Origin of the sequence: Pedobacter sp. ASV28, from assembly GCF_016428855.1 — a bacterium.
GTDB lineage: Bacteria > Bacteroidota > Bacteroidia > Sphingobacteriales > Sphingobacteriaceae > Pedobacter.
Window position 1 is genome coordinate 26,600 of the sequence record NZ_JAELTN010000032.1, and the last position, 17,411, is coordinate 44,010.

Here is a 17,411-nt window from a genome sequence, read left to right on the forward strand (position 1 = left end):
TATCTCTAAAATAAGCTTACATCACTAAATTTTTGGGGGCATAAGCTTATAAACAACAGGCGTTACAATCCTAGATAATAAGGTAGAGCTAATCAGACCCCCAATCATGACAATGGCCAACGGCGATATCAAAGGATTACTTGATAATGCAATGGGCAACAAGCCCCCAATAGCGGTCAAAGTTGTCAGAATAATGGGCAGAAACCTAACTTCGCCCGCCTGCTCGATAGCCTCATTCAACGCCATTCCTTCCGCCCTCAACTGATTAGTAAAATCGACCAATAGAATTGTATTCTTAACTTCAATGCCCGCTAAAGCCACAATACCTATAGTCGCTACAAATGACAGTGAGTTTCCGGTAACCAATAAGGCCAAAACCGCCCCAACAATGCCCAACGGAATTACCGATAATACAATGAGTGTGCTCTTAAAGGTCTTGAATTCTAATACCAGCACCGCAATAAACATGAATAATGTAACCAAGATAATGCTACCAAAACCTCCAAAAGACTGGTTCCTACTTTCTACTTCTCCACCCATGGCAAAACTATACCCTTCAGGAAGCTTCATCTGCTTCATTTTGCTTTCCACATCTTTGATGACCTTATCATTCAGAAAGCCTTTTTGAACGAATGAATTCACTGAAATGGTTCTGGTTTTATTATGATGGTTAATACTCAATGCCGAAGTTTCCAACTTTAGACTGGCCATCTGTGATAACGGTATAGAAGCTCCTTGTACATTATTAACATACAGATTATCAAAAACACTCAGGTCTGGATCTGAAGAATGCCTGGTAGTCAATAAAATATTATAATCGTCTCCACTTGATTTTGGATTAAGGTACTTGCCTACTTCAAACCCCGCCACAGCCATTCTAACCGTTCGGTCTATGTTGATCATGGGCACACCTAATGACAATGCTTTTTCCTTATTAATTTCCACCTTGATATCAGACTTCAGATTTTTCAAAGGATTGTTGACATACATGGTCCCTTCAGTCTTCAACAATAGTTTTTCAATCTTGGCCGCTAAGTCCCGCAGCGTATCAAGATCATCACCAAAAACGCGAACCTCCACAGGCGAGATAATGGGTTGGCCCTGTTCAAAATCCTTTACCTCTACTTTTGCACCGAGATAAGGCGTCCAGCGTTTTCTCAACTGTTCAATAATTTCCAGTTTACGGTCAGCTCTGATATCCGGATGGAGGAGTACAAAAATCTCAGAAAAATCACTCCGTTCATTTTGTTGCAAAAGGTTGTAATAAATTCGAGGGTTTCCCTTTCCAACATTTGAGGCAAAATATTTCACTTCTGGAATTTCTTTTAATTCCTTCTCCAACTGCTTTGTAATTGAATCGGTATACTTTAGATTAGATTGCAAAGGCGTAGAAACATTGATAATAAATTGTGGCTTTTCTGATGAAGGAAACAAGCTAAATCCAATTACCGGAATGATAGCCAAAGAACCTAAAAAGATCCCGATAGCGATCAAAATGGTTAGCCAGGGTTTGCGAAGTGCCTTATCCAATAATTTTGCATACGAACCATGGATGATCTTCTGCAAAGTTCTCAAAAAGATATTTCCGTTTACATCGGCATGTGGCCTTAACAACTTGCTCGACAAAAAAGGAACTACCGTTAATGCAACCAGCATAGAGGCAACAACAGAACATATTACCGCTACCGGCAAGCTTCTAATAAATTCCCCAGAAGCCTCGGGCATAAACATAAGTGGCATAAAGGCGATTACCAATGTTGCTGTACAGCCCATTACCGCCAAACCAATTTGTTTGGTTGCTTTTAAGGTAGCCTGTAGCCGATCATGTCCTTCCCTCATCCATCGCTCGATATTTTCAACCACAACAATACTATCGTCTACCAATAACCCCAATGAAACAACCAAGCCCACTATACTAAGCTGATTTAAACTGAAGCCTAAAAGATTAATCAGAATAATACCTATGGCCAAAGAAAGAGGAATGGATACCATAACCACCAAAGAGGCCCTGGTTCCCAGAGGCAGTAGGGTAATCATCACCAACAGAATGGCTATCCCAAAATCGAGGCCCAACCCGCCTAATCTCTTATTCACATTATCTGCTTGGTCAAACATCAAATGTTGATCGATGTTTGGGGGTAGAGTCTTCTTGAAATCTGCCAGAACGGGCAAATAAGCTTCTTGCGTTTGGGTAATATTACCACCACTTTTCTGTGCAGCCACCACAAAAACCGTCCTAAAGCCGTTCAATCTGGTGGTGTGCTTTTCTTGAGAATAGTCCAAATACACATTGGCCACATCACTTAAAATAATGTTCTTACCTGCCGCACTTGATACAATAGTATTTTTAATTTCATCTAAACTCTCATAACTGCCACTGGTTTTTACATTAAAAGATTTATTCCCAGCATTGATACTTCCTCCGGGGATATTGGCTACTTCGCTCTGTATGGCATTGGCCACATTGGCTACGGGGATACGCAATTGTGCCAATCGTTCCAAGTCCAAATCAATTTTAACCAATTGGTCTGGCAGGCCTACAATTTCTACATTTTTAAGAGAAGTGATCTTTTCCAACCGGTCCTGCAGATTTTCTGCCGCATTCTTCAGTTTATCTCTGGAAGCATTTTCAGAAACCAGGGCAACCTGAAGGATATTTACATCAGAAGGACTGACCTTTTGTACTTCTATACTATATATCTCCTGTGGAAGATTGGCTCTTTCACTATTGATCTCGCGAACAAGCTCCTGGTATTTATCATCAACATTTACGCTGTATTTATATTCTACAAAAAGAACTGCAAGTCCATCTCTAATGCTCGTTTTAAGTGTTTTGATGTCGTCAAGACCATAAATCCTCTTTTCCAATGGTTTCACCACTAGCTCCTCCATATCTTTAGGACTTGCTCCCGGATACACCACCACTACCGGATAATTGGGTGCATTCATGTCTGGGTCTTCAGCCCTCGGCATATTAAGAACAGTAGTTATTCCCAGGGCCATTACCATCAATACCATTATTAGGGTAAACTGATAGTTTTTTACAGCGTAATCTGATATCTTCATACAATGATCTTATTGATCCCGTTGCTAATTATTTACCACTTTGATTTTTGCACCATCTGTAAGATATGCGCTTCCAGATATGACCACCGACTTTGCATGCTCTAAGCCATCAATTACCTTGATTTTGTCTTTATAGATCGTCCCCAACCGCACTTTCACCTTTTTAACTGTTTTATCATCATCTGTAACAAACACATACCCTTCATTTTCCCCACCATCTAATAGGGAATCATAGGGAATAACATAACCGGCTTGTTTCTTTGTAGGCCAAATACTAGCTTTACCAAAAAGACCCGCAGCCAAACCTTTTGGCTGAGCATCAGTAATCCCTAATTCTATACCAAAAGTACCACTCTGTGCATCAAGGGCTTCGGCTTTCCTTATCACTTTCGCATTTAATGGCTGAGAAATGGCATCACTTTTAATCTGTGCCCTATCTCCTTCTTTCAGGGAAGACCACTGCCTATCGCTTAAGCCCACTTTCAGAATCCAATGGCCATCATTTGCACCATTGACTTGTAAAACAGCGGTTCCAGGCCCTACAATTTGTCCTTCTGAAGCCAGTTTCTTCAATACAAAACCACTGCTTGTTGCCTTTATCTGTGTGTAGTTTTGGTTAAATTTTGCACCTTCCAATTGTTGTTTGGCCACTTCAAGAGCCGTTTTTGCATTTTGCAGTTGTTCTAAGGTGGCCACACTATCCTTAAATAACTTATCTGCCCTATGATAATCGCGAACGGCTTTCTGGTAAGAAAGTTCTACCTGTTGAACCTGCGCACTTATTTCAGTTGGGTTTACAGTTGCCAGCAATTGTCCTTTTTGTATTGCATCTCCCTCCTTAACATATATACGGCTAATTACACCTCCGTTTTTAAAAGATAGCATGGTTTCATCATTGGTAGTAAAATAACCAGACGCCACAATTTCATTATTGGTATCTTCTTCTTTTAGCGAAGCCACCTTAACTGGAATAGTATCTTGTTCTACAATTGCTTTTTCACGATTTTCATGACCCCCACAGGCCCATAAATTGAGTAGTACACCGAGTAAAAAAACAAAACAAATATTTGATTTCATGATTAGTTTATTGAATATGAAGCTGTTTCCCGTTCTAGATCGGCCATCGCTAAAAATACTTTATATCTATTAATATTTACGGCGATTTTTGCCGATGTATATTGATTTCTGGCATCTATGCTTTCCACGAAAGAATTCACGCCAGCCAAATACCCCCTATCGATCAATCGCTGATATGTAGCTGCCACTTCCAGCTGTTTAAGCGAAGAAAGGTATACCTGATAAGCTGCACGAAGATTATTTTGCGATGTTTGGGTAGAAAGTCTAAGTTGTTGTGCCACCAGATTCGCATTCAGTTGCGCATTTTTCAGGTCCAAGCTACTTTGTTTCACTTTAAAATGGTTACGGTTACCTGAAAAGATTGGAATATCCAATTGCAGCCCTGCAATGTAATACCTCGTATTGGCATTGAACTTAAAGCCCTCAGACTGTGTACCGAGGTCCAAAAAGGCGCCAAGTTTTGGAACTGCAAATCTACTGTTCATTTTTTGAACATTTTTATTGATAGCCACCACCTGATCCAAGGCCTTAAGTTCTTCCCTATCATCCGTCCAATCAAGTTTGGCCAGTATCCCCCCTACCTTTTCTAGGCTAGCCTGTTCATTCAGATCTACATCGATACCCTCCTGCGCATCCCTATTTAATAAAAAATTAAAATATAACCGGGCATTGACTGCCTGCTGTTCTGCAGCAAGCACTTGGGCATTTTCATTTTCCACTTCGCTCTGCGATCGTAGCACATAAGCCGGTAATCCTTTTCCATTTTCCAATAATTTTTCATTAACCCGAAGCCCCTCCTTTGCCAACTGCAAAGCAGATTTATGGATAGCTACCGCCTCCAATGCACTCAAATAATTAAAGTAGGCTGTTTTTATATTTTTCACCAAATCTCTTTTGTAAATCTGCACCTCAAATTCCTGCAACGCCAATTGTTGCTGGGCAATACGTTTATTATACAAAATATCTGTATTAACAATGGGCAAAGTGGTGCGTAACTTGGCATCATGAAAGTTCTTTGGAAGAAAATTTATGGATTGATTCTCCAATGTAGGAAAACCATTGGTACCAGTAATTTGGTTTAGGGTACTATAGATCGGATTCAACAGATCACCCAATGGTAAAGGAATATTACGCCCCCCATCTGCGGTCTGATAGCCACCCTGAAAAGAAACATTTGGCAAAAACATATTCTGCGCAGCTTTCAAGGCATATTGCGCTTTTTCTAAAGAAATGTTTTGTTGCTGCAATACAATATTCTGCTCAAAGGCCTTCTTAATGTACCCATCCAAAACACCCTGAGCTCTTGTCGGCATACCCGATACCACCAATAACACAAAAAAAACTATCGACTTTATTTTTCTTCTAAAAATTAACAGCGTAAACATTTATTATTTCAAACTCTTTAAAATTAAAACTAAAGTATCAAAAGCACCTTCCAGTGTCAAATCCTTCTCCGCCTCAGGAAAATTGGTCTTAACCACATGATCTAAATGTCCCTGCAATTTCAAACTACACATGCCATGAATAGTAGACCATATATATAGTGCCATATGATGCAAATCTATCTGGGAAAAGTAGCCATGAGATTTACAGTCCTCAACCGTATTTAACAAACTCTCAAAAGCTTGCCCTCCTTCTTCCCATTCTTTAGAACAATCTTTATCAATAAAATTGATAGGATCCCTCATAATAAACATAAGCTCATAAAAATCAGGATTTTCTAAAGCAAACCTGATATAACTTCTCCCCATTGCCTTTAATCTTTCAAACGGCTCCTCTACACTTGCCAAGACGACAAACTGAGCAGAAAGCATTTTGAAACCCTCTTGATGCAAAGCATAGATTACATCTCCTTTGTCTTTATAATAAAGGTAAATGGTAGTAGGACTAATAGCTATTTTTTCAGCTATCTTTCTAATTGACACAGCGTCATAACCATGCTTTAAAAATAAAGCCTTGGCCACCTCCAAGATTTTTTTCCTCAGGTCTTCCTTATGCTTTAACCTTTTATCCTTAGTACTTATTGTCGACATAACTAAAGCAAATATAATTAACACTGTTAATATTTAAAATTTTTTTACAAAAAAAGGGAAGAGCTAAGCTCTTCCCTTAAAATAATTGATGAGTATATTATTTTTACTGTTTTACAATTTTCTTAGAGACATTTCCACTATCTTTTAAAATTTGTAAAGTATAAACACCTGGATTAACATGGCTAATATCAAACTCTATTAAGCCGAATGCACTTGCATTAAGTGTTTGGCGCACCCTACCCGAAACATCAACCAAACTGAGTTTTACCTTTTCATTCGATACATTACCTACATTCACAAACAGTTTCGATGTCGTTGGATTAGGATAAGCAGTAATTGTCAATCCTGCATCTAATCCTTTAACAAACCTAATGAGTTGTTCATAAACGGTTTTTTTACCATCTCCATCTAATTGCGTTAAGCGATAATAAGCAGATGTTTTGAAACCAGCATCTAAAAACTGATAGTTTGACACACTGAAAGTTGTTCCTTTTCCTTCTCTTTCCCCAATTTTATGAAAGTTTTTACCGTCATCGCTTTTCTCTAGTTCAAACTTGGCACTGTTACGCTCAGCACTTGTGTTCCATTTTGCCAAAGCACCACCTGTAGTTGATTCTACCGTAAAACTTACGAGACTAACAGGCAAAACCACTAGTGGAGTTTTCGCAAAGGTAAAAACCCCAAAATCTGCATTTAGCCCGGATGCTATTGATCCTACATTTAAATTTACAGCATTAAAAGTATTTCCCACATCTACCCAAGTACCTCCACCAAGGTCAAATCTGGCTACGGTAGCATTGGCGGGAGCAAAACTGGTAAAGCCCGAATTCAGAAAATCAAATGTAGCCAGCCCAACCTTAGCCTGAGCAGTACCGCTCAGTCTATTTATTGACCAATGTTCTTTATTATGGATAAGACCTAAAACGGCAGGATCAAAACTGGTCGTATTGGGATGGGCCATTGGAAAATATTCTATTTCAAAATCGGAAGTGGCTCCAACAACTTCCAAAAGCCCCACTGCCGTAGACACATTTCCTTTTCCAACGAACATACTGATATTGTTTCCCACATTAACATTTAAAAGCTTTACTTTCCCATTTACAAAATTCGCAGGTTTATTAAAGTTAAAAGCAATTGTTTTCGAACCGTCTAAGATAAGGCCTGTTGTTGCATTTACCTTTCCCTCAGTAACTACAAAATTGCCAGTCACGTTTGCCACTTGGTTAAAAGTAACTTCTTTTGACAACGCATTAAGCGTTAAGTTAGCAAAAGTAATTTCACCAGTAGTGTATTGGTCAATTGAAAAAGTATGTGCTTTGGTTACCGTCGCATTACCTAAATTGGCATATACCGCCGCATTATTTTTTAGCAATAAAGTAAAATTATCAGGAACAGTTGCAAGTGCATTTGGCAAATCGGCCAACGTAGCTATAAATGCTTTGTTCGGCTGGATATTCACATAGCCTGTTAAGCCATTATCAACGCCGTCAATAATTTTAGCTTTTACCGCTACCAAATTGTCAAAGTTGGTTTCTGTTTCAGTATCAATACTTCCAAAAACATTGTAAGCCGCATCAATGTCTCCATTAAATGGCAAAATATTTGTCGTGTTGGTTACTGTTTGTGCTACATCATACAGCATAGCCAAGCCCGTGGTTGTGCCCGAAGGAGTAGCATCTAAAACAATATAAGAACCCAATGTCGAGACAAAAGTATTCTTGTCTGCATTCAAACCTCCAATTTTAGCATCGGTCAAAGGCCTTACTGATGAAGAGGCATTATCATTTAAGAAGGCAATCCCCGTACCTCCAGTACCGTTAAATGTATTTCCGCTAATGGAAAGCTTCACTGAAGTAGCAGCACTTTGCGCTCCACTCGTGCCTTCCTTACTAGAAAATACGATTGATCTGAATGCGGTATTTGTAACGTCGACAAATGGAGTTAAAGTATTGTTTTTTATCGTTACATTATTTGATCTTTGAATGAAGATACCAATATTAGCGTATTTGGTTATCGTATTATTGGAAACTTCTATATTGGCATTGGCCGTCCTACTTCCTTTCACTTCTAACGAACGTACCGCAGCATTGGCTTGTGTCATATTAGCAATGCCATACCCAATATTGTTATTGCTGATTTTATGATTCCCCACTTCTGCTCCAACTACCGATACCAATCCCAGTGGCACATCATTATAAGAAAACTCAAAGTCCTTACCTGTTCCGCCACCTATCTCTCCACCTTGCAACGCATATACCGCAACAATGGTATTCTTATCAGCGCCCGCTCCCCCAATCTTGCCATAAGTATTAAACGCATAGATCCCTCTTCCAAAAAACTCGGGTGCAGCTGGGTTTGCATAAGTAATTTGATTTCTAACTACATTAACCAAATTATTTGGCAATACAACACCAATAGACCCCCTGCCCAACTTAATGGCATGACTTGTCCAGACAAACCCCGTTCCACTTTGCACTTTAGTTCCCTTAAAAATATTATCTGCAATAGTCAGGTTATCAAAATTATCTGTAGTCAAAGAGGTTATACCATTTAAGGCATTGCCATCCTGCGCGATTTGAAATTCAAAATTCTTTATGGTTACATTAGGTGCATCTATCTCTATAAGCGATTTGTTGGTTACATTTCCTACACCGTTAATAATTGGTTTAGCCAACAGATTATTGCTATTGCCCTGCAATGTTATTCCTTTGTTAATCTGAACTCCAGTTGTTAAAGTATAAGTACCTTCTTTTACATCGATGATGTCTGCATTTTGTGTAAGCACATCCTCAATAGCTGCCTGTATGGTGGCAAATGCCGTCCCTTGTGTAATGTTTACAACATTAAAAAGCAAGTTCACCTTACCATAAGCAGGGTTATCATCTTTATCTATAATTTTACTAGTAAATATATTTAATAGTTCAGTTGGCGTATACTGATCACCAGTTTTACCATCTAGCTTTGTAGTCGGTAAATTTATATCAGCAAAAGTTGGTGTACCCGAAGGGATAATATAACGAACATAATTGTTTTGGACATTCTCTATGTTACCTCCCACAAACCTCACCTTATTGGTTAACTGCGATGTGCCAGACGCGCTGTACACTATCCCGTTGTTTACATTAGCAATATGGTTGTCTTTAAGCAACAGCATTCCTGTAGTATTGATCTCGTTATTAAACCAAATACCCGTTCCATCGAAAGAAGCATTTTCTGCAATACGATTAGCATATTCACCATCTATAGTATTATCGGTTATATAGCCACTATAACTGCCTTGTAAAGATTCTATTCTAATACCAGTAAACGTTGCCGCAGCCCCATTTAATGTTGCTGAGCTAATGGTATTATTCCTAACATACCAAGGAGATGCATCTTGATAAAGCAAGTTATAATAAACACCCCTGGAAGCTATTATTATGTTGTTGTCTATAGAAGCCTCAAATGTAGCAGCTGCCGGGTTGGCTCTATATGCGTTTCCAAGCTGTATACCGGTCCTTACATCTTCCACTTTGTTATAGCTCACCTGCGCATAAGAATTTTGCTCAATCAATATCCCAACAAAAGCAGCTACTGCAGCGGTTTGAATATTTCCCACATAATTATTTTTTATTACTATACCAGAATATACAGTTGCGTCATTCGGTGAGGAATGGATTCCGTAGGCCCAAGGAAATGGAGAAGTTTCGGTAGAGGTATAATTTTTGACAATGTTATTTTGAATAGTGATGTTACCGGCATCTTCTATCCCCAATCCAAATGGGGCATCAATGTCTTCACCTTTAGCCACTACACCAGATGTTAATGCTGGGTTGTTACCATTTACTTCAAAACCATCAAAAACACTGCCATCAGAACCCGCTGCAAAAAGCACTAAATTAGCAGATGCACCACTTAAATCTACAGCATCTGGAACAATTTTAGCCTCTGCTATCCTAGTACCAGTTCCCGCCATCCCAACATTTGGACCTTTAATTGTCAATCTTTTATTAATAATGATTTTTTCTGCATAGGTACCTTCGGTAACCTTAATCTCATCGCCAGCTGTAGCAGCATTAATGGCCAACTGGATTGTAGCATACTCTACGCCGCTAGTTACATTTGATACTGGGAAATAATATTGTACTTCAGCTATACTAGGATCATCTTTTTTATCCATGATCTTTCCATCTAACGCTGTTTTTTGTACAGTACTTAAGCTAAAAGGTTCTCTAAGTTGTCCATCAATAAAAAATTTATTTTCGTCTGCCCTTATATCTTTGGTCCAATAACCGGTAGTAGATACATAATAGTTATCACTATATTCCTCATAAGCACTTTTAAATCCGGCATTTGAAGTAAGAACGCCATTAGAGTTATTAATGGTTATAAAAGTTGGAATGTGGTCATTGAAAATGTTTGGCTTGCCCACAGCGCCAATCTCATACGTGCCATTAAGGTAATTGTTATTACCATCTTGGTCAAAATTGGCAAAGGTTATGGCATTACCCGTAGTAGCTCCAACTAAACCATTAAAGGTATTTCCATACAGTTTTGCCCCAATTTGCTGCAATGGAAACGATGGCCCTGTAGTTGCAGCCTTGGTATTGAAATTAAGCAACCTAAAACCATTAACACTTGGTGTAAACGTATTATTTTCAAAAGTGACGTCTCTAAAATCTTCTACCGATGCAGCCAACTTTTGGTCTATAAAATTATTATTACTTACGATAACTTCCCTGTGTGCATTATTAATACGCAAGCGCAACATGGCCCATGGAGCTTGTTTAGAATAGCCCCCATCAAAAATATTATTGTCTATAGTAAGCTTTCCTGCCGTATTTGTGGAAGAGGATACTTCTAGCCCACCACCTTTAAAGGTATTCCCCTTAATTGAGGCATCTCCACCAACTAGAAAACGCGCTACCACATCGTGGTTTACACTAGCGTTAAATGTATTGTTTTGTATGCTGTAACCGTCAATACGATCGACCTGCATGCCCGCCCTAAAAAAAGCATCGGCAACGCCATTTTCACCCGCAGTGGTACCAGACAGCTTATTGTCTTCTAACGTATAATTGGCAGGGCCATTATTCGGATTGTTAATGTGCGTAGCTCCTGCAATTGTAATATTTGGGTTAAGCGCTATCGCATTCCTAAGGCCGTATGCAGGCCCGGTAGAGGCTGTCCTCGTAGCAACGATATCGTTATTTTTAATGAGGATATTGGAAATCAACCCCGAAGTAAGTATGGCCGAATGTACTATGGCCAAATCAACATTGAACCTGATGTTCTTAATGACAACATTAGAAGCGGTTACCTTGAACAAGGTCGGGGTAACACCCACACCTACGGTACTCGCATAAGTTACTTTAGTTTTTGTATAGTCTAGACCATCTATGGTTAAAGCCTTATTGACAACAACCAATTCGTTAAAAGTTCCTGCAGTTACACTCAAAGTTGCCCCTGCATTAGAATAATTAATGGCATCCTGTATAAAAATATAGCCTGCAAAAGCAGGTGAAGTAGAACTTATCAGAGAATTTTCAAAGCTAAATCCATTGGCACTTGCTGCATTTAAACTTCCAGAAAGGGTTATTTTATTTGTTGCACTACCAGATACAGCATTGGGATAATCCGCAGTGGGATTATTATCTGTAAAATTAGGAAGAGATTGATCATGATCGTTTACAGTAAAACCTCCATTTGTACGACTTGCGAGTATAGCATTATTGGTTTCATCAAAATAATTACGTACCAATGTAACAGCAGTAGCAGCATTTTGCACGTTTAATTCGATACCTCCAGCTAAATTCCCAATAAAATCATTGTATCCTATCCTTGCTGTAACCGCATTGGCATCTGTATTTCCATCTGCTCCTCCAAGAAAAATAACGCCAAAACTACGGTTGTTATAAAATCGATTTCTTTCAAGCACCAAACCAGTTACCGAAGGACTTCCAGAAGGGTCAACAAGTAATCCCGTACGGTTGTCTTCAAATTCGTTATTGGTAATGATGTGATTACTACCTTGCAGGTAAATGGCCGTACGGTTGCCCGTAAAACGACAATTCTTTATGGTGATGCCAGTACTACCCGAATAGGTACTTACTGAAATTGTAGGCACTCCACCAGAAACACCTGGAACAGGACGAGTAATGGTTACATTACTTAAGGCACTACCACTTTGTAAAGCAATGCTATTGCTTGTTACGTTAATAATTGTCTGGCCCGCACCTTCACCAACAACACGAACATTTTGCGGTATGGCCACACTTCCCGTAATAAAAGTACCGGCGCTTAATTTAATATAGGGCACCGTTTCTGAGCCAACAGCAGCTACTGCTGCGGCAAGCGTAGCTTTAGCATTTGCAGGTGATTTCCCGTCATTTCCATCATTTCCCGAAGGGGAAAGATAAATCTGCGCACTTCCTCCCAAAGCGTACAGAAATAAAAACGCAGTTAAAAACACGTGTTTTTTAAGTAATTTTTTTTTCATATTTTTTTAATTTTATTTATTCTTATAATAGTTGTAAGCCGTTTTTGTGATGTGCAACAGGCCATCCCATTTGTGAGCTCTCTGCCTCCCAATCTTTTCATAACATAGACGCAAATTCATATTGTCCTATAACTATAGAACAGACTACAAACAAGTTAGGAAACCATTATTAAAGGATAGTTTTCAGCCTTATTTTCACTTCACATCGTGATTTTGTTTAGGCTTAAATTCAATCACATCGGTAAAATCATGTACTATCCCGTACTAAGGCGATACAAGCAATAAGTATGCTGAGGGCGTGTGATCGATTTAGCAAATGCTAAATCAAGAAATGATATAGGTAATGCTTTTAGTAGATTTTTTTTCATAAAATTTGGCTTTGGTTTAAAAAGAACTAATCATCTAATAAAGAGCATGTTAAAATTTAAAAATAATGATAATATTTTGTTGGTATGATATTAAAAAATTCAGGCGATCTAATATCTCAATTAGTATTCATTTAAAAATAATTAGTTGATGAGCATAGCCTTTTAATCTATAAAAACCATAAGGCAAATGCTAGATCTTCCAAATCACTATCAAAGATAGCCGATTAGCCAGATCAAAAAATACCCATTTAATGGTATTTAATCTATGGAAGAAGTAGTTTCATCTAAACAACATGCATTTCAGCGGGCTGTACCTCTATTCGATCTAAACACTTATCTTTGTAGAAATAACTACTTATAACAACATGCTTAAAGGATTTTTTAATGTTCCTGTACCTGTAAATGAGCCTATTTTAGGCTATGCACCAGGCAGCAAGGAAAGAGAATTATTAAAAGCGGCATTGGCAGAAAGCAGATCGAAAGTGATCGACATTCCAATGTATATAGGCAATAAAGAAGTATTTACCGAAGAAAAAGGTAAAATAACGCCTCCGCACGACCATCAACACTTGCTTGCCACTTACAGCAAAGGAAGCAAGAGTCATGTTCAACAGGCCATAGATGCTGCCTTGGCAGCAAAAGCCGACTGGGAAAATTTAGCTTGGGAGCATAGGGCCGCCGTCTTCTTAAAAGCGGCGGATCTAATTGCCGGCCCCTATCGCTATAAACTGAATGCAGCGACTATGTTGGGCCAAAGTAAAAATGCATTTCAGGCAGAAATCGACTCCGCATGTGAGCTGATCGATTTCCTACGTTTCAACGTCAGTTATATGACCGAAATTTACAAGCAACAGCCTCCAGTTTCGCCACGTGGAAGTTGGAATAGGGTAGAACAACGGCCACTAGAAGGTTTTGTCTTTGCTTTAACCCCATTCAACTTTACCGCTATTGCTGGAAATTTACCTTCATGCGTAGCTATGATGGGAAATGTGGTGGTATGGAAACCTGCCAATACACAAATCTATGCGGCAAATGTGATTATGGAAGTGTTTCGTGAAGCGGGATTACCTGACGGCGTAATCAATCTGATTTATGCCTCTGGACCTGATGCTGGAGATGTTATTTTCGCTCATCCAGATTTTGCAGGCATACACTTTACAGGCTCTACAGGCGTTTTTCAGGACATATGGAAAACTATCGGCAATAATATCCATAAGTACAAAACTTACCCTCGCATAGTTGGAGAAACAGGTGGAAAGGATTTCATCCTTATCCATGGCTCTGCTAATGAAGAAGTGTCTAGCACAGCCATTTTACGTGGTGCATTCGAATATCAAGGACAAAAATGCTCAGCAGCTTCTAGGGTATATGTTGCGAAAAGTACATGGCCTAAAATAAAAGAGTTGCTGTTGAGAGATCTGGCCACCCTAAAAATGGGGCCTACCGAAGATTTCAGCAACTTTATTAACGCTGTAATAGATGAAAAGTCTTTCAATAATCTAGCTAAATATATAGATGCCGCCAAAAAGGATAAGGGGGTTGAAATCATAGCTGGTGGAAATTATGACAAAAGCAAGGGTTATTTCATCGAACCTACCGTGTTGGTGGTTGACGACCCTAAATACACCACTATGTGCGAAGAATTATTCGGTCCAGTTTTAACCGTTTTTGTCTATGAAGACAAGGACTTCGACAAAACCTTAGATATTATCGATACTACTTCAATCTATGCACTTACTGGCGCAGTAATTGGTCAAGATCGTTATGCCTTAGAAAAAGCCACGCATCGTTTACGCAATGCTGCCGGAAACTTCTACATCAATGACAAATGTACCGGTGCGGTAGTTGGCCAACAACCTTTTGGTGGTGCCAGAGGTAGTGGAACCAATGACAAAGCTGGTTCAATGATCAATCTCTTGCGCTGGGTCTCTCCTCGTACCATCAAGGAAACCTTTGATCCTCCAAAAGACTACAGCTATCCATTTTTGGCAGAAGACTAATTCCCATATAACAAATAAGGTACCCAAAAGGTACCTTATTTGTTTCTATCGGTATATAAAGAGAGGATGCCCAAACGCATGGCACCCTCCAACCTTACAACTATTTTGCATCCATTTTAAATACTGGAGACACATCTTCAGCGCTTGATGCACTTGTTTTCAAATCCGTGATCAATCCTGTTTTTAAACTATAGACCCAAGCATGTACAGATAACTCCTGTCCATTCGACCAAGCATTTTGTATAATAGAAGTGCTCATCACATTCTTAGCTCCGTGAATAGCATTCAATTCTACCATTCTATCTGATTTTTGCTGAGGATCTTCAATGGAGATAATTTCTTTCTCATTTGCATAGTAAACATCTTTGATATTTCTTAACCAATTATCAATTAAGCCTACTTGTTTATTACCTAATGCTGCATTTACCCCTCCACAGCCATAATGACCACATACAATAACATGCTTAACTTTTAACACGTTTACTGAATAATCCAACACGCTAAGCAAATTCATATCAGTATGCGTAACTACATTGGCAATATTCCTATGCACAAAAATATCTCCAGGCATGGTATTGGTAATTTGATTGGCAGGAACCCTACTGTCTGAACAGCCGATCCAAAGCACTGGCGGACTTTGTCCGGCAGATAACTTTTCAAAGTAATCCTTATCCAATTTAAGGGTTTCTTCTACCCAAATCTTATTTCCTTCTAATAAACTCTCGTATATTGATTTATCTTGATTTACTGACATTTCTAAATATTTTAAATTTTTTCTACAATTTTTGTGTTAATTTTTGGAACAATATAACTCTTCTTTATATTTTCTAAAGTTACGATAATCCCCTTAGTATAAGCATTATGCTTGTAATTAAATATGGTTTCCAATACATCTGGATCTATATATCTCGAATTGGATCCGTCGATAATTACATTGGTCTCATTTGGTATTCCCGATAAAAGTACTTGAATGGAAGCCTTATTCAAAAATGAAACTTCTTCGGCCAATTTAATTCTGATGTTCTTTTTGTTACCTTCCTCCTGTACCTTATAAAAGAACGGATTACGCATATTGGTTCTCAACAAATAGAAAATGGAAACGGCCATACCTATTCCCACCCCTTTAAGGAGGTCAATACCCACTACCCCTACAATAGTCACTACGAAAGGGATGAATTGATCCCAACCTTTATGGTACATATGTTTGAAAAGCGATATTCTGGTCAGCTTATAACCAGTTACCAATAAAATGGCCGCTAAACATGAAAGTGGGATCATGTTAATAATTGCCGGAATAAACAATAAAGACAACAATAACAAAGAGCCATGGAATATGGCAGACATTTTGGTACGCCCTCCCGAATTAACATTCGCAGAACTACGAACAATCACCGAAGTCATCGGTAAACCACCCAACATACCGCTAGCAATATTACCTACACCTTGCGCTACCAATTCGCGATTGGTTGGCGATACCCTTTTCAAAGGATCAATTTTATCTATCGCTTCTATACTTAATAGCGTCTCTAAACTAGCCACCACTGCAATAGTAACGGCCACCATCAATACTTTGGAATCGAAGAGCTTAGAGAAATCGGGCATGGTAAACAATCCAAAAAATTCTGCAGCATTATTTACTACTGGTATGGTAACCATTTGGCTTTCTTTTAAGGCACTTGATGAACCACCAAACACAATAGCGCCAATAATACCAATCGCTACAACAACTAAAGGCGCGGGCACAGAACTTAATTTTTTAAATTTTGGCCACAGCACTAAAATCAAAATAGAAACAGCACTAATGGCTATCGCTGCAATGCTAAAATGCTGAAATGCATTGCCCAAGGCAGAGAAGGTATTCTCCCCATCTTTTTGGAAAAAGCCCTCGTCGCCAAAAAAGTCGCTGTCCACACCTAAGGCATGGGGCAGCTGTTTTAAGATCAGCAATACACCAATACCAGCTAACATACCCTCTATTACACTTGAGGGAAAATAATTACCAATAGTACCTGCTTTGATCAACCCAAGTATTAGCTGAAAAACACCAGCCAGTACTACGGCCATCAAAAATGCCTGATAACTGCCCAAACTGGTAATTGCAGCCAGCACAATGGTAGTCAAGCCGGCAGCAGGGCCACTTACACTAAGTTGCGAACCACTTATCGAAGCCACTACTATACCACCAATAATACCAGTAAGTAGTCCTGCAAACAAAGGGGCTCCCGAAGCCAACGCAATGCCTAAACATAGGGGCAATGCCACTAAAAAAACAACTATACCAGCTGGCAAATCGCTTTTTAAATTCCTTTTTTGCAAATATTTATTCATTCCGAACCCAAAAGAGGACGAATTTGTTCTTTTCATAAAGATTAATGTTAATTCTTAATTT

8 protein-coding genes are annotated in these 17,411 nt (G+C 38.9%); 1 reads left to right on the forward strand and 7 read right to left on the reverse strand.

Annotated features, from left to right (window positions below; all coding sequences use genetic code 11):
• Positions 1-24: 24 nt before the first annotated feature.
• From JHD79_RS13035 to JHD79_RS13055, 5 genes are all read right to left on the reverse strand, one after another.
• Complete coding sequence (locus JHD79_RS13035; RefSeq protein WP_199119699.1) at positions 25-3,066, reverse strand: efflux RND transporter permease subunit; 3,042 nt, start codon at positions 3,064-3,066, stop codon at positions 25-27.
• Between the two features lie 24 nt (positions 3,067-3,090).
• Positions 3,091-4,143 (reverse strand): efflux RND transporter periplasmic adaptor subunit, encoded by a 1,053-nt coding sequence (locus JHD79_RS13040; protein WP_199119701.1) that lies wholly within the window; start codon positions 4,141-4,143, stop codon positions 3,091-3,093.
• Between the two features lie 2 nt (positions 4,144-4,145).
• Positions 4,146-5,528, reverse strand: a complete 1,383-nt coding sequence (locus JHD79_RS13045; RefSeq protein ID WP_199119703.1) for a TolC family protein — start codon at positions 5,526-5,528, stop codon at positions 4,146-4,148.
• Positions 5,529-5,531: 3 nt separating this feature from the next.
• Positions 5,532-6,200, reverse strand: a complete 669-nt coding sequence (locus tag JHD79_RS13050) for a TetR/AcrR family transcriptional regulator (RefSeq protein WP_370583335.1) — start codon at positions 6,198-6,200, stop codon at positions 5,532-5,534.
• 79 nt (positions 6,201-6,279) lie between these two features.
• On the reverse strand, positions 6,280-12,654 hold the full coding sequence (locus JHD79_RS13055; RefSeq protein ID WP_199119705.1) for a right-handed parallel beta-helix repeat-containing protein: 6,375 nt from the start codon (positions 12,652-12,654) through the stop codon (positions 6,280-6,282).
• A gap of 733 nt (positions 12,655-13,387) precedes the next feature.
• Here JHD79_RS13055 and pruA point away from each other — a divergent pair.
• Positions 13,388-15,022, forward strand: coding sequence for an L-glutamate gamma-semialdehyde dehydrogenase (gene pruA / locus JHD79_RS13060; RefSeq protein WP_199119706.1), 1,635 nt, complete (start codon positions 13,388-13,390; stop codon positions 15,020-15,022).
• Between the two features lie 100 nt (positions 15,023-15,122).
• On the opposite strand, the gene JHD79_RS13065 is transcribed toward pruA, so the two are convergent.
• Both JHD79_RS13065 and JHD79_RS13070 read right to left on the reverse strand, forming a co-directional pair.
• Positions 15,123-15,776 (reverse strand): carbonic anhydrase, encoded by a 654-nt coding sequence (locus JHD79_RS13065; protein ID WP_199119707.1) that lies wholly within the window; start codon positions 15,774-15,776, stop codon positions 15,123-15,125.
• 11 nt (positions 15,777-15,787) lie between these two features.
• Positions 15,788-17,386 (reverse strand): SulP family inorganic anion transporter, encoded by a 1,599-nt coding sequence (locus JHD79_RS13070; RefSeq protein WP_199119708.1) that lies wholly within the window; start codon positions 17,384-17,386, stop codon positions 15,788-15,790.
• Positions 17,387-17,411 lie beyond the last annotated feature (25 nt).